The 23541-nt window shown below is 59.5% G+C and carries 19 protein-coding genes; 13 read left to right on the forward strand and 6 right to left on the reverse strand.

The genetic code is table 11. From position 1 onward, the window contains the following. Positions 1-8: 8 nt before the first annotated feature. A complete protein-coding gene (locus tag I3J13_RS08020) occupies positions 9-1556 on the reverse strand; it encodes a sigma-54-dependent transcriptional regulator (protein WP_174058059.1) in 1548 nt (515 codons plus the stop codon). Between the two features lie 169 nt (positions 1557-1725). Here I3J13_RS08020 and I3J13_RS08025 point away from each other — a divergent pair, with 169 nt between their 5' ends. Then, on the forward strand, positions 1726-3576 hold the full coding sequence (locus I3J13_RS08025) for a M3 family oligoendopeptidase (RefSeq protein WP_196378476.1): 1851 nt from the start codon (positions 1726-1728) through the stop codon (positions 3574-3576). A 99-nt stretch (positions 3577-3675) separates the two neighbouring features. Continuing rightward, positions 3676-4311 (forward strand): aminotransferase class IV family protein, encoded by a 636-nt coding sequence (locus tag I3J13_RS08030; RefSeq protein WP_196378477.1) that lies wholly within the window; start codon positions 3676-3678, stop codon positions 4309-4311. Here I3J13_RS08030 and I3J13_RS08035 read toward each other — a convergent pair. Next, positions 4308-5216, reverse strand: a complete 909-nt coding sequence (locus I3J13_RS08035; protein ID WP_196378478.1) for a sensor domain-containing diguanylate cyclase — start codon at positions 5214-5216, stop codon at positions 4308-4310. The two genes, I3J13_RS08030 and I3J13_RS08035, sit on opposite strands and share 4 nt — an antisense overlap. 258 nt (positions 5217-5474) lie before the next feature. Between I3J13_RS08035 and I3J13_RS08040 the strand changes: the two genes are divergently transcribed. The 6 genes from I3J13_RS08040 (at position 5475) to I3J13_RS08065 (ending at position 12562) form a co-directional block, all read left to right on the forward strand. Then, on the forward strand, positions 5475-6920 hold the full coding sequence (locus I3J13_RS08040; RefSeq protein WP_196378479.1) for a homospermidine synthase: 1446 nt from the start codon (positions 5475-5477) through the stop codon (positions 6918-6920). Between the two features lie 149 nt (positions 6921-7069). Then, a complete protein-coding gene (omp10, locus tag I3J13_RS08045) occupies positions 7070-7444 on the forward strand; it encodes an outer membrane lipoprotein Omp10 (RefSeq protein ID WP_003497694.1) in 375 nt (124 codons plus the stop codon). 216 nt (positions 7445-7660) lie between these two features. After that, complete coding sequence (locus I3J13_RS08050; RefSeq protein ID WP_196378480.1) at positions 7661-9601, forward strand: 5'-nucleotidase C-terminal domain-containing protein; 1941 nt, start codon at positions 7661-7663, stop codon at positions 9599-9601. Between the two features lie 352 nt (positions 9602-9953). Continuing rightward, positions 9954-10988 (forward strand): ferrochelatase, encoded by a 1035-nt coding sequence (gene hemH, locus I3J13_RS08055; RefSeq protein WP_142780764.1) that lies wholly within the window; start codon positions 9954-9956, stop codon positions 10986-10988. Positions 10989-11045: 57 nt separating this feature from the next. Next, a complete protein-coding gene (locus I3J13_RS08060) occupies positions 11046-12095 on the forward strand; it encodes an SPFH domain-containing protein (protein ID WP_137453620.1) in 1050 nt (349 codons plus the stop codon). 2 nt (positions 12096-12097) lie between these two features. Next, positions 12098-12562 carry an NfeD family protein gene (locus I3J13_RS08065; protein WP_031233584.1) on the forward strand — a complete coding sequence of 155 codons (465 nt, stop codon included), beginning with the start codon at positions 12098-12100 and terminating at the stop codon, positions 12560-12562. A 34-nt stretch (positions 12563-12596) separates the two neighbouring features. Here the strand turns inward: I3J13_RS08065 and I3J13_RS08070 are convergent, their stop codons facing one another. Beyond that, positions 12597-13592 (reverse strand): KpsF/GutQ family sugar-phosphate isomerase, encoded by a 996-nt coding sequence (locus tag I3J13_RS08070; RefSeq protein ID WP_003519544.1) that lies wholly within the window; start codon positions 13590-13592, stop codon positions 12597-12599. Between the two features lie 112 nt (positions 13593-13704). Beyond that, positions 13705-14070, reverse strand: a complete 366-nt coding sequence (locus tag I3J13_RS08075) for a PAS domain-containing protein (RefSeq protein WP_020809352.1) — start codon at positions 14068-14070, stop codon at positions 13705-13707. A gap of 419 nt (positions 14071-14489) precedes the next feature. Here I3J13_RS08075 and uppP point away from each other — a divergent pair, with 419 nt between their 5' ends. Further along, positions 14490-15989 (forward strand): polysaccharide biosynthesis protein UppP, encoded by a 1500-nt coding sequence (uppP, locus tag I3J13_RS08080; protein ID WP_196378481.1) that lies wholly within the window; start codon positions 14490-14492, stop codon positions 15987-15989. A gap of 59 nt (positions 15990-16048) precedes the next feature. Here the strand turns inward: uppP and galU are convergent, their stop codons facing one another. Next, positions 16049-16936 (reverse strand): UTP--glucose-1-phosphate uridylyltransferase GalU, encoded by an 888-nt coding sequence (gene galU / locus I3J13_RS08085; protein ID WP_003519549.1) that lies wholly within the window; start codon positions 16934-16936, stop codon positions 16049-16051. A gap of 195 nt (positions 16937-17131) precedes the next feature. Here galU and I3J13_RS08090 point away from each other — a divergent pair, with 195 nt between their 5' ends. From I3J13_RS08090 to I3J13_RS08105, 4 genes are all read left to right on the forward strand, one after another. Next, the gene (locus I3J13_RS08090; protein ID WP_003519550.1) at positions 17132-18355 is read left to right on the forward strand and encodes a lytic murein transglycosylase; all 1224 of its coding nucleotides are present in this window, start codon (positions 17132-17134) and stop codon (positions 18353-18355) included. 63 nt (positions 18356-18418) lie between these two features. Then, entirely contained in the window at positions 18419-19654 is a 1236-nt protein-coding gene (locus I3J13_RS08095; RefSeq protein ID WP_196378482.1) for an SGNH/GDSL hydrolase family protein, read from the forward strand. A 247-nt stretch (positions 19655-19901) separates the two neighbouring features. Beyond that, positions 19902-20576, forward strand: a complete 675-nt coding sequence (locus tag I3J13_RS08100; RefSeq protein WP_003519552.1) for a response regulator transcription factor — start codon at positions 19902-19904, stop codon at positions 20574-20576. Further along, positions 20573-21928: an ATP-binding protein gene (locus I3J13_RS08105; protein ID WP_196378483.1), complete on the forward strand. Its 1356-nt coding sequence runs from the start codon at positions 20573-20575 to the stop codon at positions 21926-21928. Before I3J13_RS08100 ends, I3J13_RS08105 begins: the two co-directional genes overlap by 4 nt. Before the next feature lie 83 nt (positions 21929-22011). On the opposite strand, the gene I3J13_RS08110 is transcribed toward I3J13_RS08105, so the two are convergent. Then, positions 22012-23466, reverse strand: a complete 1455-nt coding sequence (locus I3J13_RS08110) for a glutamate synthase subunit beta (RefSeq protein WP_127755537.1) — start codon at positions 23464-23466, stop codon at positions 22012-22014. Positions 23467-23541: the final 75 nt, after the last annotated feature.

A 23541-nucleotide genomic window follows, 5' to 3' on the forward strand; every position in this document is an offset into this window, starting at 1 on the left:
TTGTGCGCTCAGGCTGCATCTCGAAGGGGATCGTCGGGATCGATGCCATAATCCTTCAGCTTTCGGTAAAGAGTCGAGCGGCCGATGCCGAGCTTTCTGGCGACCTGGCTCATCTGCCCGCGATAGAAGCGCAGGGCAAAACGGATGAGCTCCTCCTCGATCTCGGCCAGTTTGCGGATATTGCCCGATTCATCCATGCTGGAGATCAGGTTTCCGCCCCGGTAGATGGTGGTGGAAATATCCGCCGGCTCCTCGATGACGGCGTGGTTTTCAGCGGCCGGTGGCGGGGCAGGTGAATAGGCCGCAAGCTTCAGCGACGCTCCCGATGGTGTGCGGATGACGTCGTCCGCATCGTCGCCGGTCGAAAATTCCGGCAGCTGAAGCGCGATCTGCGGAAAATCGGAATCCGAGAGTTCCTCGCCCTGCGAGAGTACTACCGCACGGAAGACGGCGTTTTCGAGCTGGCGGATATTGCCCGGCCAGTCATAGGCCGTCAGCAGCGCCAGCGCGCTGGCATTGAGACCGACGGGATTGGGCAATTTCTGTTCCGCCGAAAAGCGCTCGGCGAAAACCCGCGCCAGATGGGGAATATCTTCCTTGCGGCGGCGCAGCGCCGGAATGGTGATCGGGAAGACGTTGAGGCGATAATAAAGGTCTTCGCGGAAGCGACCTTCCTTCACCTCTTCGATGAGGTTCTTGTTGGTGGCGGAGATCAGCCGCACATTCACCTTCTGCACCCGTGCGGAGCCGACGGTTTCGATTTCGCCCTGCTGGACCGCGCGGAGCAGCTTCACCTGCACGTCCAGCGGCAGATCGCCGATTTCATCGAGGAACAGCGTGCCGCCATCCGCCTCCATGAATTTGCCGACATGTTTTTCCGTCGCGCCTGTGAAGGCTCCCTTTTCGTGGCCGAAGAGGATGCTTTCCACGAGATTATGGGGAATGGCGCCGCAATTGACGGTGATGAACGGCTTGCTCGCCCTGTCTCCGGCCGACTGGATGGCGCGGGCGACCATTTCCTTGCCCACACCGGATTCGCCTTCCAGCACCACGGGGATGCTGGACTGGGCGGCGCGCTGCGCGAGTTCGATGACCCTCAGCATTGCGGGGCTTGCGGAAACGATATCGGTAAAATTCACTGCATTGCTCCGTCCGCGCCGGCCCGTGCGGGCCTTTGCCTCTCTCCTGTCGAGCTTGAGCGCATTGGAGATGGCAGCGCCGATCCTTTCCGGCGAAACCGGCTTGACGACAAAATCGAAAGCGCCGGCGCGCATGGCCTGCACAACGGTATCGATGCCGCCCTGCCCCGTCTGGACAATGACGGGAACATCGGTGCCGAGTTCGCCGATAGCTTTGAGAAAGGTAAGCCCGTCCATTTCAGGCATCATGAGGTCGAGAACGATGACATTGATCTCGCCGCTATATTGCTTGAGCAGTTCCAGCCCCGCCTTGCCGTTTTCGGCGAGCAAGGCGAGATGCCCATAACGTTCCACCGCATTTTTGAGCAGGCGGCGCTGGACGGGATCATCGTCTATCACGAGAACATGCGCGGTCATTTTTAGCTCCGGTTTCCGGTTTATGGACCTGCTTCATGCGGTCCCTTATTCCGCACTCTGGCATGGGAGACTTGAACATCCAGTTTTGAGAATTGCTTGCATTTTATCCATTGCCGCGGGAAACAAGGTCCCCATATGCTTCGCACGCATAATCAGAAGGACACGTTCGATGACCCTCAACCGCCCTACCCCGCAACCCGTCTTCTCCCTTGCCGAAACCGCCGGTCCGGCGCTTGGCGACCTGCCCGGCTGGAAGCTCTCGGACCTCTATCCGTCGGGCGATTCGCCGGAATACAAGGGCGATCTCGAGAAGGCGGCGTCGATGGCGACGGCTTTCGAGAAGAAATGGAAGGGCAAGCTTGAAGCTGCCGCGAAGGCGACGGGCGAAAAGGGCATTGGCGCTGCGCTGAAGGAATATGAGGCGCTGGACGATCTCATCGGCCGCATCGGCTCCTTTGCCGGGCTCACCTATTTTTCCGATACGTCGAACCCGGCAAACGGCAAGCTTTACGGCGATGCCCAGGCGAAGCTGACGGATATTTCCTCTCACCTCCTGTTCTTCACCCTTGAGCTCAACCGCATCGACGACGCCACGATGGACGCCTGCATGGCGAATGACGCCGCGGCGGGTCACTACCGCCCATGGCTGGTGGATTTGCGCAAGGACAAGCCGCACCAGCTCGACGACCAGCTGGAGCAGCTGTTCCTCGAAAAATCGATGACCAGCGCGGCGGCCTTCAACCGCCTGTTCGACGAGACGATGGCCGATCTGCGTTTCGACATTGACGGCGCGAGCCTGCCGCTGGAAGTGACGCTCAACATGCTGCAGGAGCCGGAGCCGGAAACCCGAAAGAAAGCGGCTCAGGCGCTGAGCGCCACCTTCAAGGACAATCTGCGCGTCTTCACGCTCATCACCAACACGCTTGCCAAGGACAAGGATATTTCCGACCGCTGGCGCAAATTCGAGGATATTGCCGATAGCCGTCATCTCGCCAACCGCGTCGAGCGCGAGGTGGTCGATGCCTTGGCGGCGGCGGTCAAGAAGGCCTATCCGCGCCTCTCGCATCGTTATTACGCCATGAAGGCGAAATGGCTCGGCATGGAGCAGATGAATTATTGGGACCGCAACGCGCCGCTTCCCGATACGTCGAACACGATCATTCCCTGGGACGAGGCAAAGGACACCGTGCTTTCCGCCTATGGCAACTTCGCCCCCGAGATGGCCGATATTGCCCGCCGTTTCTTCGATGAAGAGTGGATCGACGCGCCGGCCCGCCCCGGCAAGGCGCCCGGCGCCTTCGCGCATCCGACCGTGCCCTCGGCCCATCCCTATGTGCTGGTCAACTATCTCGGCAAACCGCGTGACGTAATGACGCTTGCCCATGAACTCGGCCACGGCGTTCACCAGGTTCTGGCCGGCGAACAGGGCGCGTTGATGTGCGCGACGCCGCTGACGCTTGCCGAGACCGCCTCCGTCTTCGGGGAAATGCTGACCTTCCGCAAGCTGCTCGACGACACCAGGGACATCCGGGAACGCAAGGCCATGCTCGCCCGCAAGGTCGAGGACATGATCAACACGGTCGTGCGCCAGATCGCTTTTTATGAATTCGAGCGCAAACTGCACACCGCCCGCAAACAGGGCGAACTGACCTCCGAGCAGATCGGCGAATTGTGGCTGTCCGTTCAGGCCGAGAGCCTGGGCCCGGCAATCCGGATTTCCGAAGGCTACGAGACATGGTGGACCTACATCCCCCATTTCATTCACTCGCCCTTTTATGTTTATGCCTATGCATTCGGCGACTGCCTGGTGAACTCGCTCTACGCGGTTTACCAGAAGGCCGAGACGGGTTTTCAGGAGAAATATTTCGAGCTTCTGAAGGCGGGCGGCACCAAGCATCATTCGGAGCTTCTGAAACCCTTCGGCCTCGATGCGACCAATCCCTCCTTCTGGGACAAGGGGCTTTCGATGATCGAGGGGCTGATCGACGAGCTCGAGGCGCTGGATAACAAACAGGCTTAATCTCTTCCGCCGGCAGGGCTATCCTATTTCGGACAAGCTTTGCCGGTTGATATTGCCGGCGGAAGACACCGGCAACAATTCAGGCGACGAGCACAGGCAATGAAACGCAAACCCGCCGATCTGACCTTGAGGGAAACCCTGCGCTGGGAGCCGCAGACCGGCTTTCAGCGTATCGACCAGCATATGCGCCGATTGCTGCGCTCCGCCGACGCGCTCGGTTTTCGCGCGCCGGTCAATGCGGTTCAGGTGCTGGAAAAGAAGGTGGGCGGCGAAAAGCCGCTCTGCGTCAGGCTGGTGATGAACTACAAGGGCGAACTCGACATCGAAACCGCCGATTTCCAGCCCTTGCGGCAGGATGCCGTCTGGCGGGTTCGCATCGCCCGGCAGACCACGCTCGACTCCACCGACACCTTCTATCGCCACAAGTCCTCACGCCGCGAGCCCTATGATGCCGCCCGGGCCGAATTTTCAGCCGGGGACGCCGACGAGGTGCTGCTGCTCAACGAGCGCGGTGAGTTGTGCGAGGGATCGTCGACCAGCATTTTCGTCGAAATGCCGGATGGGCAATTGCTGACGCCGCCGCTCGACAGCGGCATTCTGCCGGGTGTGCTGCGCGCCGATCTGATCCGCGAACGCAGGGCGCGCGGACAGGCGCTGAAACCGGAAGATATTGCCGGCCGGAAACTCTTCGTCGGCAATTCGCTGCATGGGTTGATTGCGGCGGAACTCGTCTAAACAGTCACCGCCAGAAGCCGGTCGCGGCCTTTTTCCTTGGCTGCATAAAGAGCCTGATCCGCCCGCATGAAAACATCGTCGGTGCTTTCGGGCGTGCGATAGACCGTCAGCCCGGCCGAGCAGCTATAGGAAAAATCCGGAAATTCGGAGAGGGGCCTCGAAAGGCGCACCTTCTGCAGCAGCCGTTCGACGATCTCCCGGCCCTCGGCCACCGTGCTGCGCGGCAGGATGAGCATGAATTCCTCACCGCCGATCCTGCCGAAACAATCCACCCGCCGGATGACGGAATGGGCGATGCCGACGAAATCGCGAAGCACCGCATCCCCGCATTTATGGCCGAAACGATCGTTGATCTGCTTGAAGAAATCGATATCGAGCGTGCACAGGCAAAAGGGCGTTTCCAGCCCCTTGGCAACCTGCTCCACCTGCAAAGCCAGCTTGGCGAAAACGAAACGGCGATTTGCCGTTCCCGTCAATTCATCCGTCTGCGAGGCGCGGACTGCCAGATCCCGGTCCTGCCGCAGCGTTCTGTAACCCTGGCGCAATTCGGTGACGTCGCTTGCAACGCACAGCATCCAGCCATCCTGCTGCACCGTTTCCGTCATCCAGAACCAGCGGCCGTCATGCATATCCATCTCAAAGGCGCGGTAAGGCAGCTTGCCGCGCCGGGACTGCGCCGACAGCAGCCATCCCTCGAAATCATTGTTGCGGACGACGACACCGGTGCGCAGCCGGTGGTTCAGCCGCATGATATCCGCCCAGGTCGGGAAATCGCCGGCGGCGAGCTGAAAGCTTTCCCGAAACGACGGATTGGCATGGCGCAACCGGTCCTCGGAATCGTAAAGCGCAATAAGAACGGGGGTGGCACTCTGAAGCGCTGCGACACGCTCGATAAGATTATTCAACAGGCAACTCCCCCGTGATGGCGAAAATTCCCCCGTCGTCATCCGGCCAAAGCCCCCAAGCCTTTGGACATAGAGAGGAAAAGAAGAACTTAATTATAAACGCACTCTCTAAAATGCGAAGAGGCAGAATGCGGTGGAAAGGGTGCGCGCGACCGCCTTGCCGTCGCCATCGTCATATGTCCGTCATCCACCTGCCCTTTATTGTGGCACGCTTTTATGATCTAGCTTACTTATTGGCTGAAAAAGGAAAATTGACGAATGACGGATAAAAACCACCCGATTTACGGCGATATTGACGGCCCCATCATCATGATCGGCTTCGGCTCCATCGGGCGCGGCACTCTTCCGTTGATCGAACGTCATTTCAATTTCGACAGGAGCCGGCTCGTCGTCATCGACCCGCGCGAAGACATCGCCGCCTTTTTGGCCGAGAGGAACATCCGCCATATCCAGACGCATCTGACCAAGGAAAATTACCGCGAGATTCTCAAGCCGCTCCTCAAGGGCGTTCAGGGCCAGGGCTTCTGCGTCAATCTCTCGGTCGATGCCGCCTCCGTCGATCTGATGCGGATCTGTCGCAAGCATGGCATGCTTTACATCGACACGGTCGTCGAACCCTGGCCCGGGTTTTATTTCGACGCCGATGCCGACAATGCGGCCCGTACCAACTATTCGCTACGCGAGACCATGTTGAAGGAGAGGGCGCGCAAGCCGGGCGGCACGACGGCGGTTTCCACCTGCGGCGCCAATCCGGGCATGGTGTCGTGGTTCGTGAAACAGGCACTCGTCAATCTCGCCAAAGATACCGGTCTCGACATCGAGGAACCGCAGCCGCATGACCGCGATGGCTGGGCAAAGCTGATGAAGCGGCTTGGCGTCAAGGGCGTTCACGTGGCCGAACGCGACACCCAGCGGGCGAAAGAACCCAAGCCCTTCGGCGCTTTCTGGAACACATGGTCCGTCGAAGGTTTTATCGCGGAAGGTTTTCAGCCGGCCGAACTCGGCTGGGGAACGCATGAAAACTGGATGCCGAAAAACGCGAAAAAGCAGAAAAAGGGAAGCAAGGCGGCGATCTATCTCGATCAGCCCGGCGCCAATACGCGGGTACGGACATGGTGTCCGGGCCTTGGGCCGCAATACGGATTTCTCGTCACACATAACGAAGCGATCTCGATTTCCGACTATTTCACCGTCCGCAACGAAGATGGCGACGTGACCTATCGGCCGACCTGCCACTATGCCTACCATCCCTGCAATGACGCCATTCTTTCCCTGCATGAGCTTTTCGGCAATGGCGGCACTCCTCAACCGATCCAGCATGTGCTTGGCGAAGACGAGCTTGTCGACGGCGCCGATGAACTCGGCGTTCTTCTTTATGGTCATGACAGGAATGCCTATTGGTATGGCTCTCGGTTGAGCCTGCAGGAAGCACGCTCCCTCGCCCCCAACCAGAATGCGACCGGATTGCAGGTCAGCTCCGCCGTGCTCGCGGGCATGGTCTGGGCGATTGAGAACCCGCAGGCCGGCATCGTCGAGGCGGATGAAATGGATTACCGCCGTTGCCTTGAGGTGCAGCGCCCCTATCTCGGGCCGATCGAGGGACATTATACCGACTGGAAGCCGACCGATGGCCGCCCCGGCCTGTTTCCCGACAATATCGATACGTCCGATCCCTGGCAGTTTCGCAACATCCTCGTACGCTGACGGGACGGAGTCTCATATTTGTCACGCCGGGGCTTTCCTGCACGACATCAGGAACCGGGGAGAGCGAACAACGTTGCCTTGAAATAAGCAACGCTTCGCGGCATGGTCGAAGCACAGAAGGTTTCATCGAATCGCAGGAGAACAGGCTCATGAACTTCAAGACAAGCGCTGCTTTGCTTTCAGCCGCCATCGCGGTGTCTTCATGCGTCGCGCCGGGTCCCTCCCAGCAGACCTCGATGGCGCCTTCGCTTGCCCGCGGCCCGGCCGTCGACGGTCGCTGGATCGACCGCAACGGCATCGTATCGACGTTCCAGAACGGCGCCTTCTCCACCCGTTCGACCGACACCAATACGCTTCTGGCTTCCGGCACCTATGTGACGATTTCGCCGACGCTTTACGAAATCAACATGACCTCGCTGGTGCGCAACACGCAGTCGCGCGTCAACTGCGCCCTCGTCTCTCCGTCACAATTGAACTGCACGACGGACACGAACAGCCAGTTCTCGCTGACGCGCCAAGGCTGATAACGTCACCTTTTCAAAGAGATGATCTTCTGGAACGCACGCCTCAGGCGTGCGTTTTTGTTTATTGTGCGCCTGTCATAATTTCGCTTGCGGCGATTGCCGCTAAATGGAAACATCGCGCTTTGAAAGACTGACATGATTTCAGATTAGAAAATGAGCACGGCCGGAGGATGATCGACCGGCCCGGGCTTCCGCTTTGAACAGGAGAGAGGGACCATGAAGAAAATTTTGGGACTGGGCATGCTGAGCGTTTCGGCGATAACGCTTTCGGCCGGAGCGGCTCTGGCCGATTACGAGCTCAACATTCTTCACATCAACGATTTTCACTCCCGTATCGAATCGATCAACAAGTTCGACTCGACCTGCTCGGTGGAAGAAGAAGGCAAAAACGAATGCTTCGGCGGCGCCGCCCGTCTTCTGACCGCAATCAATCAGACCCGTGATGCCTTGAAGGCTCAAGGCAAGAATGTTCTGCTGCTCAATGCCGGCGACAATTTCCAAGGCTCGCTGTTCTACACCACCTACAAGGGCACGGTGGAAGCGGAAGTGCTGAACGCCATGAAGTTCGACGCCATGACCGTCGGCAACCATGAGTTCGACGACAGCGAAGACGGACTTGCCGGCTTCCTCGACAAGGTGCAGTTCCCCGTCGTGACCGCCAATGTGGTGGCAACCGCCGCCTCGAAAATCGGCGACCGCGTCAAGCCCTCCATCGTGCTCGAAGTCGGCGGACAGAAAATCGGCATCGTCGGCGCGGTGGCCAACGACACGGCTGAACTGGCAACGCCCGGTCCCAATATCACCATCGCCGAAGATGTCGCGAAAATCAGCGAGCAGGTACAGAAGCTGAAGCAGGACGGCGTCGACAAGATCATCGCGCTGACCCATGTCGGCTATCCGCGCGATCTCGAATTCATCGCCAAAATCCCTGACGTCGACGTCGTGGTCGGCGGCCACACACATACGTTGCTTTCCAACACCGACCAGAAGGCCGAAGGCCCCTATCCGACCCTCGTCGACAATCCCGGCGGCTACAAGGTTCCGGTCGTTCAGGCCGGGCAGTACAGCAAATATCTGGGCGACCTCAAAGTGGTCTTCGACGACAGTGGCGTGGTCAAGGAAAGCAAGGGCGATCCCATCCTCATCGACTCCTCCTTCAAGCCCGATGAAGCCACGCTGAAGCGCATCGATGAGCTGAAGGCGCCGATCGAGGCTCTGAAATCGAAGGTCGTCGGCTCCTCGGAAGGCCCGATCGAGGGGGACCGCAAGGTTTGCCGCGTGAAGGAATGCTCCATGGGCAATCTGGTGGCCGATGCGACGCTCGCCCGCGTCAAGGACCAGGGCGTGACCATCGCTTTCGCCAATAGCGGCGGCCTGCGCTCCTCCATCGATGCCGGCGATGTCTCCATGGGCGAAGTGCTGACGGTTCTGCCGTTCCAGAACACCGTCGCGACCTTCCAGCTGAAGGGCGAGGACATTCGCGCCGCCCTCGAAAACGGCGTCAGCCAGATCGACGACGGCGCGGGTCGTTTCATGCAGGTCTCCGGCCTGAAATATTCCTTCGACCGCTCCAAGCCGGCCGGCGGCCGTGTCGTTTCGGTCGAGGTCAAGGAAGGCGACGCCTTCGTGCCCCTCGATCCTGCCAAGACCTATATTGTCGCGGCCAATAATTACGTTCGTACCGGCGGCGACGGCTTCAAGGTCTTTGCTACCAAGGCCATCAACGCCTATGACTTCGGCCCCAACCTCGAGGAAGCCGTTGCGGCCTATATCACCGCCAACAGCCCCTATAAGCCCTACACAGATGGCCGCATCAGCGAAGTGACGCCTGCCGGTTATGTCGCTCCGGCAAAGCCCGCAGCACCTGCGCCGGCAGCGACCGCACCTGCGCCGGCCGCCACACCCGCTCCCGCAGCCCCTGCCGCTACTGCACCTGCTGCCACAGCACCGGCCGCCACGGCTCCGGCCACGACGACGCCCGCCGCTGCCGCTGCAGCCGCCAGCAAATATGTCGTTGAAAAGGGCGACTCGCTCTGGAAGATCGCAGCCGAGAAATATGGCGACGGCGCTCTCTGGAGCAGGATTGCCAAGGCAAACACGCTGAAGCATCCGAACCACATCGAGATCGGCGAGGAGCTGGAACTGCCGGCTCAATAAGCCGTACGGGAACAGACAGGGCAATTTGCCGCAGACAAGAAGCCGGCCCTCGGAGATCGGGGCCGGCTTCTTATTTTCCTTTTAAAAACAAATCTTTACAGATCAAATTTTGGCAAAGGACATCCTGCAGCGCCCCCCGCCGCGGAAATAGCCTCCGCCGGTGGTTTAATCCTGAAAAATTTCGTCTAGAACACGTGAACAAATTGACGGCACGAGCGTATAGCTCGGGCATTGCCGGTCCAACCGTCGCGGTTTGCGTTCGGCATGCATAAACAGAAGATGGAGCGTTTCCGCCCTTATCCGAAACGGAACCGTTCCTCACGCAACCAGTCCGAGTTTCAGGGTATCATTCATGGCGACAGAACTATCCGCACTCCCCGCAAACCATCCCCGCACGGCATTTGGCAAGGTCGGCGTCCTGCTCGTCAACCTCGGCACACCTGACGGGACGGACTATTGGCCGATGCGCCGTTATCTGGCGGAATTCCTGAGCGACAAGCGGGTAATCGAATGGTCGCGTCTCTACTGGTATCCGATCCTTTACGGCATTGTTCTCAACAAGCGCCCGCAGAAAGTCGGCAAGGCCTATGAGGAAATCTGGAACCACGAGCGCAATGAAAGCTATCTGCGCACCTATACTCGCAGTCAGGGCGAGCTGCTGGCGGAAGCGCTGAAGGACCTGCCCAATGTCGCGGTCGACTGGGGCATGCGTTACGGCCAGCCCTCCATCGCCTCGAAGATCGATGCGCTGAAGGAACAGGGTTGCGAAAAAATCCTGCTTTTCCCGCTTTATCCGCAATATGCCGCATCGACCACGGCAACCGTGAACGACAAGGCTTTCGAGCATCTGATGAAGCTGCGCTGGCAGCCCGCCATCCGCACCGTACCGCCCTATCACGACGATCCGGCCTATATCGAGGCGCTCGCCGCCTCCGTCAAAAACCATCTGGCGACGCTAGACTGGGAACCGGAAATGCTGATCACCTCTTTCCACGGCATTCCGCAATCCTATTTCAAAAAGGGCGATCCCTATTATTGTCACTGCCAGAAAACCGCCCGGCTGCTGCGCGAGGCGCTGGGGCGGACAGAGAAAAATTTCATGATCACCTTCCAGTCGCGTTTCGGGCCGGAAGAGTGGTTGCAGCCCTATACCGACAAGACCGTGGAAAAGCTGGCGTCGGAAGGCATCAAACGAATCGCCGTGATGAATCCCGGCTTCGTTTCGGATTGTCTTGAGACGCTGGAAGAAATCGCCGGTGAAGCGGGCGAGATTTTCCTGCATAATGGCGGAGAGAAATTTACCCATATTCCCTGCCTGAACGACAGCGCCGAGGGCATGAATGTTCTCGAAAAGGTTGTGCGGCGGGAGTTGCAAGGATGGGTGTAATCTTGCCATAACGATGCCGGGGTAAAACCCGGACGGTTCTGATCAGGAGGAAAAGTGATGATTGCATTGGGCGGTTTCGACATCGTCGTCATGGCAGCGGTGGTTCTCGTTATTCTGGTGCTGTTTGCCGGCATCAAGACCGTGCCCCAGGGGCATCGCTACACGGTTGAACGGTTCGGGCGCTATACCCGCACGCTTGAGCCGGGCCTGAACCTCATCGTGCCGTTCTTCGAAACCATCGGTTCGAAAATGAACGTGATGGAGCAGGTCCTGCATATACCGACACAGGAAGTCATCACCCGCGACAATGCCAGCGTCTCCGCCGACGCCGTCACCTTCTATCAGGTCCTCAATGCCGCGCAGGCCGCTTACCAGATCGCCAATCTGGAAATGGCCATCGAAAACCTCACCATGACCAATATCCGTTCGGTGATGGGCTCGATGGACCTCGACGAATTGCTGTCGAACCGCGACGCCATCAATGATCGCCTGCTGCGCGTGGTGGACGAGGCGGTGGGACCATGGGGCATCAAGGTTACCCGTATCGAAATCAAGGACATTGCGCCGCCGAAGGATCTCGTCGATTCCATGGCGCGGCAGATGAAGGCCGAGCGCGAAAAACGCGCGCAGGTGCTGGAAGCCGAAGGCGCCCGCAATGCCCAGATTCTGCGGGCGGAAGGCGCAAAGCAATCCGCCATTCTGGAGGCGGAAGGCCAGCGCGAAGCGGCATTCCGCGATGCCGAGGCGCGCGAGCGTCTGGCCGAGGCCGAAGCCAACGCCACCCGCATGGTCTCGGAAGCCATCGCCGCCGGCAATGTCCACGCCATCAACTATTTCGTCGCCCAGAAATATACCGAGGCTCTGGCGGAGATCGGCACGGCGAAGAATTCCAAGATCGTGCTGATGCCGATGGAGGCTTCGGCGCTGATCGGCTCCCTCGGCGGCATCGGCACGATTGCGAAAGAGGTTTTCGGTGACAGGGGCGATGCGCCGACCGCGCCTGCCGCCTCCACAGCGTCCCGCTCCGTGCCGCCGACGCGGCCTTCCGGCCAGAGCATCAACGTCACGATCCCCGGTAATCCCTTCGGCTCTTCATCGGAGAAGTGATGATGTTGCAACGGCTTGCCACTGAGCTGGGACCATGGAGCTGGTGGATCGTCGCCTTCGTGCTTCTGGCCGCCGAACTCATCGCTCCCGGCGTGTTCCTGATCTGGATTGGCCTCGCCGCGCTGGTCATCGGCGCGGTCTCGCTGCTTTTGTGGGATGCGGCATTCTGGGCCTGGCAATTGCAGCTGGTGCTGTTTGCCGCGCTTTCCGTCGTCTTCGCCCTGCTCGGCCGGAAATATTTCGGCAGGAACCGGGCGGCAAGCGACGAACCCTTCCTCAACCAGCGAGAGGCAAGCCTTGTCGGCCGCACCGCGACCCTTCAGGAACCGATTGTCGAAGGGCGTGGCCGCATCAGGCTGGACGATACCTGGTGGCCGGTCAACGGCGAAGACCTGCCGGCCGGCACCCGGGTGAGGATCGCTTCCGCACGCGGACGCACGCTGACAATCGAGCCGTTGGACCGATAGATTCAGACCAGCTTTTTCAGGATCGGCGGTGGCTTCAAGCCACGCCAATTCTCAAGAGATCGTGGAAATGCACCAGCCCGATGGGCCGGTTGTCGTCATCGATGACAATCAGCGCGCCAATGTGGAATTTTTCCAGCGTCGCCAGCGCGCTCGTCGCCAGCACCGATTTTTTGACGGTCTTCGGCGTGCGGGTCATGATGTCGTCGACCGTCATCTCGGCGAGGTTGCGCGACAGGTTGCGCGCCATATCGCCCTCGGTGACGATGCCGCACAGGCGGCCATCCTCGTCCAGAATGCCGACACAGCCGAAATGCTTGCGGGAGAGAACCCCGACCGCTTCCGGCATGGCCGTTCCCTTGTTGACCAGCGGCACACGATCGCCGGTATGCATGATATCGCTGACCAGCGTCAGGCTCGCCCCCAGTTTGCCGCCGGGATGAAACACCTTGAAATCGCCCGCCGTAAAATTGCGCGCCTCCAGCAGTGCAACGGCAAGGGCATCGCCCAGCGCAAGCTGCATCAACGTAGAGGTCGTAGGCGCAAGGCCGAGCGGGCAGGCTTCCTGCTCATTGGGAACCAGCAGCACGATATCGGAAGCCTGCGCCAGCGATGAATTTTCCGAACAGGTGAGCGCGATCAGCGGAATGGAGAAACGGCGCGAATAGTTGATGATGCTGCGCAGTTCCGCGCTTTCGCCGCCCTTGGAAATGGCCAGCACCACATCATCGCCGCCGATCATGCCCAGATCGCCGTGATTGGCCTCCGCCGCATGCACAAAAAAGGCAGGCGTTCCGGTGGAGGCGAAGGTGGCGGCAAGCTTCGCGCCTATGTGGCCGCTTTTCCCGACCCCGGTAATGATGAGACGGCCATTGGACTGGCCGATGGTCTCGATCGCTTTGCAGAAGGGGTCGGAAAGACCGTTCCTCAGAGCATCCTCAAGGGCGGCAAGGCCAGCCCGCTCCATCGAAATCGTCCGCACGGCGGATTCGATGGCATTGTCTTCGACCAGTTTGACGGCGCGCGTAATCATGGCCGACTGTTACTCTTTCAGCTGGAATAAGTCCACTCTCCAGCCGACAGGCACCGGGTTTTAGTCGATGTCGCCCGAAAATGTTCGACGGTTTCGGTACAGCGGCATGTCATCAATGACGCCGATCCGGCGGAGAAATCTCCTCCATCGTTCCAAGCCGCTTGAAAGGGATGTTTTCCTCGTCGACCAGATATCGCCCGAGCGTCCTTACCCATGAGACCGAGCCGTCGCTGCGGCGCACGGCATATTCCTGATTATAAAAACTCGCGGCCTTTAGGGTAATCAAAGCCGTTTCGATCACACGGTTTCGATGATCCAGGTCCACTTTTTCAAGCATCTGAAAAATGCTGATGCCCTGCATCGCCTGCCGCAGTGGAATCCCGAAGAGTTCAGCACATACTTCGTCTAGATAGAAACGGTCATTGGTAATATCCCAACAATAAAAACCGACCTGCTTGGTGTTCAAAACGGGATTCATGAAACGACGCTGTCACACAAAATAAAATTCAATACCACTTGCTGAGCAATAGAAGATCAGCCCCTATAAACTATAGGGCGATTCCGTGCCGAATTGAAACGTTTTAATCTTCTCATATTAGGAATATTTTGCATTCTTGACCATTTTCCTCCAGTCATGGTGATGGGTGAAATCGGCCCACCGGGTCCGATGATCGGCGCCGTTGGCTTTGCGCCCCTGCCATAACACTGAAATCCCGGCGATCTTTATCAACTGTTAACCATAAAAAACCTATTGTTAAAGCGATGTTAAAACTTGCGTCGCCTGTCTGGTCCCTGGTTTCTTCACGTCATTTCATCGGCCTGTCACTCATCGGGCCTGAGGAGATGTCTTGGTGGTCCTTCGATCCGGCATCGGCCAAACTCGCCGGGTGAAAAGGAATGAACGTGAAGGGCACCGCCACACGTCTGCCGACGTCGCGGAAAGCAGCAACCCTGCTGCTCGCCTGCACGATTTTTTACCCGCAGGGAAACACCTTCGCGCAGACTGCAACGACAGCCGTACCCGTATTGCCGGGCGCCGCTTCTGCCGTCGACGGAGCAGCTTCACCCACGCCGGCGACAGACAATGGGGTGAGCACTGGCACTGTCCCGGCCACTGCTACGCCCACGCCCGCACCGCAACTCTGGCGTCCGTCCAGCAATCCCGGCGATCCGATTTACGAACAGCAGGACGAAGCGGGCCAACCCTATGCCGAGGCAGAAAACCCCTATGAGCCGACGGTGGACGGTGGCGAAAATCCACGGATAGCGACCGAACCCGGCCAGACGCCCGGCATCCGGCTCGGCACATTTCTGCTGCGGCCTTCGATCAGCCAGACGATCAATACGGAAAAGCAGACGAATACCGGCGGTCCTTCCAGACGCAACTATCTGACGACAGGCATACGCGGTACGCTCACCAGCGACTGGTCCCGCCACGCTTTGACGGTGACGGGCGACGGCGCCTGGGAGAGGAACTTCGGCAGCGACAAGGACGGCGAAGAACCCCGGGCCAGGATAGAGGCCGATCTGCGCCTTGATCTCGGCGAAGAAACGATGGCCAACCTCAAGGCCGGTTACGAATTCAGCCGCGAAGACACGACGGACCCCAATGCTCTCACCGGCGCTGCCGTGCAGGGCGGCGAACACCGCTTCACCACCAGCGCATCGATAGAGCGGGATTTCGGCAAGCTGCGCGGCCTGGCGGCGCTCGATCTCTCGCGCACGGTCTATACGGACGCGAAAGGCGTCGACGGCCGGCCGATCAGCCTCAGCGACCGTGATCAGAACGGCGCGAACCTACGTGGACGTATCGGTTATGAATTGTCGCCGGCCCTCATCCCCTTCCTCGAGTTGAATGCCGGGATGACCAAATATGACAGGCGTCTCGACAATTCGGGCTATGCCCGCTCCTCCAATGCCTATGGGGCGAAGGTCGGCGCGGAAGTCGATCTTGGCGAGAAGACCCGCGGCGAGGCCGCCATCGGCTATCTGCGCAAGCAATATGACGACGATCGCCTCGCCTCGATCGGCGCATTGACGCTGGATGGCGAACTCAACTGGTCACCCCAGCGCGGCACGAATGTCAATCTTGGCCTGCGCACGACGATAGAGGACTTTGCCGGCGGACCACAGGGTGGCTGGGTTTCCTATCGGCTGGATGCCGGTCTGACCCACGAATTGCGCAGCAACCTCGTTGCCCGCCTGACGGGGCAGATCGTGCATCGCACATTCCCCTCTTCCGACACGGAAAATGCCGTGGAATATACCGCAGGCGCCGGCCTGACCTGGGGACTGAACCGCTATCTCGACCTGACGGCGGATGTCAGTTACCAGTGGACGCCGGTTTACGACAGCAGTGAGCTGCGCGTCGGCGCAGGACTTGTCCTCAAGCGATAGGCTTCGGCCAAAAAGAAATCCCGGCGCTGAGGCCGGGATCCCGTTTCTGTTCTGGTGGATTATTTCAGCCCGTCGATCAGAGCCTTGATCGGCTCTTCGATCGCAGGGCGAATATCGCCACGCTCCAGCGCGAAAGCGACGTTGGCAAGAATGAAACCATCCTTGGCGCCGCAATCGAAGGTCTGGCCACGGAAATGATAGCCGGAGAATTCCTGCGACTTCGCAAGCGTCAGCATACCGTCCGTCAGCTGGATTTCGTTGCCGGCGCCACGCTCCTGATTTTCGAGAATGTCGAAAATCTCGGGCTGAAGAATATAACGGCCGTTGATGTAGAAATTCGACGGCGCCGTACCCTTGGCAGGCTTTTCGACCATTTCAGTGATCTTGAAACCTTCGCCCACGGCATCACCCACGCCGACGATACCGTATTTATGCGTCTGGTCGGGAGCGCATTCCTGCACCGCGATGACGTTGCCCTGGGTCTGGTCATAAAGTTCGACCATGCCCTTGAGGCAGCTTTTCTGCGAATGCATGATCATATCGGGCAAGAGCACAGCGAAAGGCTCGTCACCGACGATATCACGGGCGCACCAGACCGCATGGCCAAGACCGAGCGGCACCTGCTGGCGCGTGAAGCTCGCGGTGCCCGCCTTGGGCAGAAGGCCGGCCAGCAATGTCAGCTCGGCATTCTTGTTGCGCTCGCGCAGCATCTGTTCAAGTTCAAATTGAATATCAAAATAATCTTCGATCACCGCCTTGCCGCGGCCGGTGACAAATACAAAATGCTCAATGCCCGCTTCCGCCGCCTCATCGACGACGTATTGAATGACCGGCTTGTCGACGACGGTGAGCATTTCTTTCGGAACCGCCTTGGTTGCGGGCAGGAAACGCGTGCCGAGACCTGCGACCGGAAATACGGCCTTCCGAATTTTCTTCTGTTCTACCACATATCCCTCCTGAGAGATAAAACTTGATCACAATCCCCGCACGCTGTTGTTATTTCAAAAATAACAACGTTTTGTAAAGGGTGACGCTACCATCTATTAATGGTAAAGAATTTGTTGACGTTCTTTTGTTATCCATGATGACGCCCGATGCGTTTTCGCAATCGAAATGACATTCGAGAGAACGAAAGACAGACGATGACAAAGATGATCCTTTCAGATGTCCGCAAATTCGGCTGCATGGTGGTTGCAGGCCTGGCAATCTCGCTGGCGCCCGTTTCGGCCCGCGCCGATCAGGGATTCCGTCAGTGGATCAACCAGTTCTATGCAACAGCCGCGAAAGAAGGCATTAGCAAGGCGACCTATCAGAAGGCCTTTGCCGGTGTCAGCGAGCCGGATCCCGACGCGCTGCGCAAAGCCACCTTCCAGCCGGAATTCACCACGCAGATCTGGGATTATCTCGATTCCCGCGTCAATCCGTACACGGTGCGGATCGGCCGCGAGATGAAGATGAAGCACGCGACGACCCTCAACTGGATCGAGCGCAACTTCAACGTCGACAAGCACATCATTCTCGCCATCTGGTCGATGGAATCGAATTACGGCGCGGTTCTCGAAAAGCCGGAGCGGCTGCACAATATCCCGCAGGCGCTGGCCACACTCGCCTACTCCGATCCCAAACGCGCCAAATTCGCGCGCACGCAATTGATCGCGGCTCTGAAGATCCTCCAGGCGGGCGATGTCACGCCGAAACAGCTGACAGGTTCCTGGGCGGGCGCGATGGGTCACACACAGTTCATTCCCACCAGCTACCTGCTTTACGCGGTGGATGCGGATGGCAACGGCAAGCGCGACATCTGGCACTCCGTTCCGGACGCGCTGGCAACCGCGGCCAACCTTCTTTCCAAGAACGGCTGGGAGCCCGGCCGGACCTGGGGTTATGAAACCGCCGTTCCGCGTGGCGGCGCCCGTTATGAAGGGCAGACGAAGACCATTGCGGAATGGACGAAGCTCGGCTTCGCCCGCCCGAACGGCAAGAACTTCACGCGCGGCTCCGATCGCGCCATGCTGAAATTGCAGGGCGGGGCAAACGGCCCCGGCTTCCTGATGATGAAGAACTTCTTCACCATCAAGAAATACAACGCATCCGACAGCTATGCGCTCGCCGTCGGCCTGCTTGCGGATGAGATCGCCGGTTATGGCGGCATGCAGCAGAAATGGCCGCGCCCCGATGGGACGCTGGACATTCGTGAAAAATTCGAGCTGCAGACCCGCATGAAGGAACTCGGCTATTATGACGGCGAGGTCGATGGCAACTTCGGCTCCGGGTCGAAAGCCGCCATCAGCGCCATCCAGTCGCGCATGGGTATGGAAACCGACGGCCAGCCGTCGCAGCGGTTGCTGAGAGCCCTGCGCAATTGATAATGTGCCGGTGAATTCGGCGGCGGCGTGAACGCCGCCGATGCATCCGGAAAGGTTGATGTCATGAGTAGGAAACCTGCGGCAAAGAACGGAAGAACCGGCTGGCGTTTCTGCGCCGTCCTTCTTTCCGCTGTCCTTGCCGTGCCGCTCGTTCCTTTCGAAAGCTTCGCCCAGGAGCAACGGCGCACCCTGTTTGAAATGCTCTTCGGCAGACCGGTGGGCCGCGATGGCGGATCCGGGCGCGAATACCAGCCCCGCAACCGCCGCGACTTTCCGTCTGCTCCGCGCGAAAGATCGGTCACCCGCCCGCAACCCGCCAGAAAAGCGCCCTCTGTGGTGCAGATGCGAACCGCAAAGCCGGAACCTGCCGCCAAGCTTGAAAATGCGCGGCGCGTTCTGGTCATCGGCGATTTTCTCGCCGGCGGCATGGGTGAAGAACTGGTCAATGCCTTCGCCAGTTCGCCTGCAATCGCCGTCGATGTGCGTGCCAATGGTTCTTCCGGCCTCGTCCGTACCGATTATTACGACTGGTTCACCAACCTGCCGCAATTCATCAGCGAGACCAAGCCGGCCACCATCGTCATCATGATGGGATCGAACGATCGCCAGCAGATGCAGATCGGCGATATCAGGGAAAAATTCGGCACGGAGGTCTGGTTCAAGGAATATGAGCGGCGGATCGACGAGCTTCTGGCCCTTGCTGGGCGCCAGAAGGTGCCGCTCTTGTGGGTTGGCCTGCCCGCCTTCCAGTCGCCGTCGCTTTCGGCCGATCTCGTCGGTTTCAACCGGCTTTATCGCAGCCATGTCGAGAAATATGGCGGCGAATTCGTCGACGTCTGGGACGGTTTCGTCGATGAGGCGGGAAAATTCGTCATTACCGGCTACGACATGAACGGCCAGCAGGCGCGCCTGCGCGAGGCTGATGGCATCGGCATGACCCAGGCCGGCAAACGCAAGCTTGCATTTTACGTCGAAAAATTCGTGCGCAGGCACCTCGATAGCGCCGGGCCGGACCTCGTGAAACTGGACGGTAGCAATCTGCCGGCGCTCACCTCCCTGCCCGCGCTCGGCATCGATGCCGGGCAGGTGCGCACCCAGCCTATCAGCCTCACCGATCCCAATCTCGATGGCGGCGACAAGCTGCTGGGCGATGCCCCTTTGACCGCCGGACCGACACGCGTATCCGTGGTGGAATCGCCACGCGAAAGGCTGACCAAGCGGGGCGAGATGGCCGATGCACCGGCAGGCCGCATCGATGACTATCGTGTGGCGCCCGATACCACACAGGCAAAACAATAAGCCCTTTCGCAGCGGCCTGACCGCCCCGCAGCGGGCGTAATGTTTAGGCAATCCGCACATGACAGGATAGGTGAAGCTTTGCAGGAATGCGGGGTTGGCCATCCACCATCACCGCTCCCCTTTTTGCATGGCGACATCTATTTGACGGCGACGCCTCGCTTGTCCGTAGCGTCAGCGGCGCCGTCGTTTTTTGCCTTTCGCCGCGCCCCTTTCCGGAAGGTACGCCGGACAATACCGAGATGAATTCATGCGCCTGCTGCTTGTTGAAGACGAACGCGAAATGGCAGCAGCCCTGTCCGCCGCGCTCCACCGGTTCGATATTATCGTGGATACGGTCGGCACGCTCGATCTTGCCCGTCACGCCATCATGGATGGCGTCCACGATCTTGTCGTGCTCGACCGGCAATTGCCGGATGGTGACGGCATCCAGCTTATCGAAGATTTGCGGCTTCTGCCCGTCACTCCCCCCGTTATCGTACTGACGGCGCAGGGGGCGCTTGTGGATCGCGTGAATGGCCTGAACCTCGGTGCGGACGATTATCTGGCCAAGCCATTTGCTGTCGAGGAACTGCTTGCACGCATTCGCGCCCTGATGCGCCGCCCGGCCGGCGCCGTGACGATGACGGCAAAACTGGGCAGGCTGGAATTCTGCTTCGAAACCCGCGAAGTGCGCATCAAGGGCGAATTCCTTCCGCTGACGAGACGCGAACTGCTGATCCTCGAAGCCCTGTTGCGGCGACAGGGCAGAACGGTGCTGCGCTCATTGCTTGAGGAAGCCGTTTATAATTTCGACGATGAGATCCAGTCCAATGCACTCGATTCCCATATTTCCCGCTTGCGCCGCAAATTGGCGGCCGCGGATGCGGGCCTTGAGGTCCACGGCATTCGCGGCGTCGGTTACCTGCTGAGGGCAACTTCGTGAAGCTGGCCAGAAGAAAATCGCTCAAGCGCCGGCTCACCATTCAACTGCTGCTTTTCCAGATCGGCAGCCTGTTCTTCGTCACCGCCGCCATTGTCACCTATATGTCGAGCGGCGGCGCAGGCAGCGCGCTGCTCAGCCCGGAGGCGGCCCAGATAACCGCCAACGCGATCATACGGAATGAGGACAATCGGCTGGTTCTCAAAGAAACGCCCGAATTCATCAACCTGCGCAGCAATACCTCCGATTTCTGGTTCGTCGCAGTCAGCGAAAAAGGTGAGATCGTGCAGGGCGGGCAGGTGCCCGAGGCATTCAGCAACATGGATCAGCAGCTGAGCGACATCAGGGTCTCCGACGTGCGCGACGCGGCGCTGTCCTATTCCTACCTCGCCGTGGTGCGCATCGCCGTCGTTCGCCGCGCTTCGGGGCCGGCCGGAGAATTCGTCATGATCGGCAAAGGCGGGCCGTTCAGCATGACCTTCCCCGTTTTGTTGTTCTCGAACATATTGATCATGCCTGTCCTCATTCTCATGTCCATCGTGACGGTCGTGACCATCCCCTGGATCATCCGTAGGGAATTTCGCGCCCTTTCCACCATTGCCCGCACGGCGGAAACCATCGATATCGACAGGCGCGGATACCGATTGCCGGATGGCGATATTCCACGGGAGGTGCAGCCGCTCGTGCATGCCGTCAACGGCGCGTTGAAGCGGCTGGACGATGGCTACGAACGGCACAAGCGCTTCATTCTCGATGCCGCCCATGAATTGCGAACCCCCGTCGCCATTCTCCAGACCCGCGTTGAGACGCTGCTGGACGGCCCGGCCCGCAGCAGAATATTGGCGGATGCCAGCCGTATCGCCGTGCTGGCCGAACAATTGCTCGATTTGCAGCGCCTTGGCGGGCAGAAAGCCCCTCTGGTTCCCCTTGATCTTGTCACCCTGTGCAGATCGGTCGTTGCCGATATGGCCCCGCTCGCCATATCACAGGGATATGCGCTGTCCTTCGAACCGGAGGAAGAGCCGATCCTCGCCCTTGCCGACGACGCTTCCTTGCAGCGCGCCCTGATGAACATCGTGCAAAACGCCATCGAACATGGCGGCAATCGCGGCACGATCACGATAAGGGTGGCGGCAAACCGGGTGATCGAGATAGCCGACGAAGGCAATGGCATTCCCGAGGAGGACCGGGAACTGGTTTTCGATGCCTTCCACCGCCTGCGGCCGAAAGATCGCGGCACCGGGCTTGGGCTCAACCTCGTGCAGGAAATCGTCCGTTATCACGGCGGAGAGATTGCCATCAGCGATGCTTCCACCGGTGGCGCCTGTTTTCGTATCACCCTTCCCTATTGCTGAAGAAGAAGCCGTCATTTTGCAGCCAAAAGAAAAGGCCTGTTGCGTCTGCAACAGGCCTTTCCGGCTCGTATTACCTTCGGTGCTTAGCGCGGAAGAACGGTCGCACCCATCAGCGCTTCATCGATAGCACGCGCCGCCTGACGGCCTTCGCGGATCGCCCAGACCACCAGCGACTGGCCACGGCGCACGTCGCCCGCCGCCCACAGCTTGTCGACCGAGGTCTTATAGTCCGTTTCGTTGGCGATCACATTGGTGGAGCCGCGACGGTCGGTGTTGAGCGTCAGCTTGCCGTCCATTTCCTTCAGCACGCTGTCCGTGAAGGGACCGGAAAAGCCGATGGCGATGAAGGCGAGATCGGCCTTGATGATGAATTCCGTGCCGGCAATCGGCTTGCGGCGGTCATCCACCTGGCAGCACTTCACGCCGGTCAGCACGCCGTCTTCGCCGACGAATTCGAGCGTTGCCACCTGGAACTCGCGGATGGCGCCTTCGGCCTGCGAGGACGAGGTGCGCATCTTGGTTGCCCAGAAGGGCCAGACCGCCAGCTTGTCTTCCTTTTCCGGCGGCATCGGGCGGATGTCGAGCTGCGTGACCTTCACCGCACCCTGACGGAAAGCCGTACCGACGCAGTCGGATGCGGTATCGCCGCCGCCGACAACGACGACATGCTTGCCCCCGGCAAGAATCGGATCGGCCGGCCAGCCGACGCTATCGATATTTTCACGACCGACGCGGCGGTTCTGCTGCACGAGATAGGGCATGGCATCGTAAACGCCATGCAGATCGGCGCCGCCGATACCGGCCGGGCGCGGGGTTTCCGAACCGCCGCAATAAAGCACGGCATCGTGGTCGGCCAGAAGCGCCTCAACCGTTACATCGACGCCGACATTGACGCCGCAATGGAAGGTGACGCCTTCACCCTTGATCTGCTCGACACGGCGGTCGATGAAGTTCTTCTCCATCTTGAAGTCCGGGATGCCGTAACGCAGCAGGCCGCCGGGCTTGGATTCGCGCTCATAGACATGAACCTCGTGGCCGGCGCGGCCGAGCTGCTGCGCAGCCGCCATGCCCGAAGGACCGGAACCGATGATGGCGACTCGTCTGCCGGTGTGGATCGTCGCCGGCTTCGGCACGATAAAGCCCAGCTCATAGGCCTTGTCGGCAATCGCCTGCTCGACGGTCTTGATGGCGACCGGCGCATCCTCGAGGTTCAGCGTGCACGCCTCCTCACAAGGCGCGGGACAGACGCGGCCGGTAAATTCCGGGAAGTTGTTGGTGGAATGGAGGTTGCGGATCGCCTCTTCCCAGTTGTTGTTATAGACCAGATCGTTCCAGTCGGGGATCTGGTTATGCACGGGACAGCCCGTCGGGCCGTGACAGTAGGGAATGCCGCAATCCATACAGCGCGCCGCCTGCTTCTGCACCTCGGCATCCGACATCGGAATGGTGAATTCGCGGAAATGGCGGATACGATCCGATGCGGGCTGATACTTGCCCACCTGCCGGTCGATCTCCAGAAAACCTGTAACCTTGCCCACGTTTATGTCCTCACATCAAAGCGGAGCGCCTGTCGGGCCCCAGTACCGTCAAGCGACACCAAAAGCCGCCCCCAG

This window comes from Agrobacterium leguminum (genome assembly GCF_015704895.1).
Taxonomy (GTDB): Bacteria; Pseudomonadota; Alphaproteobacteria; order Rhizobiales; family Rhizobiaceae; genus Agrobacterium; species Agrobacterium leguminum.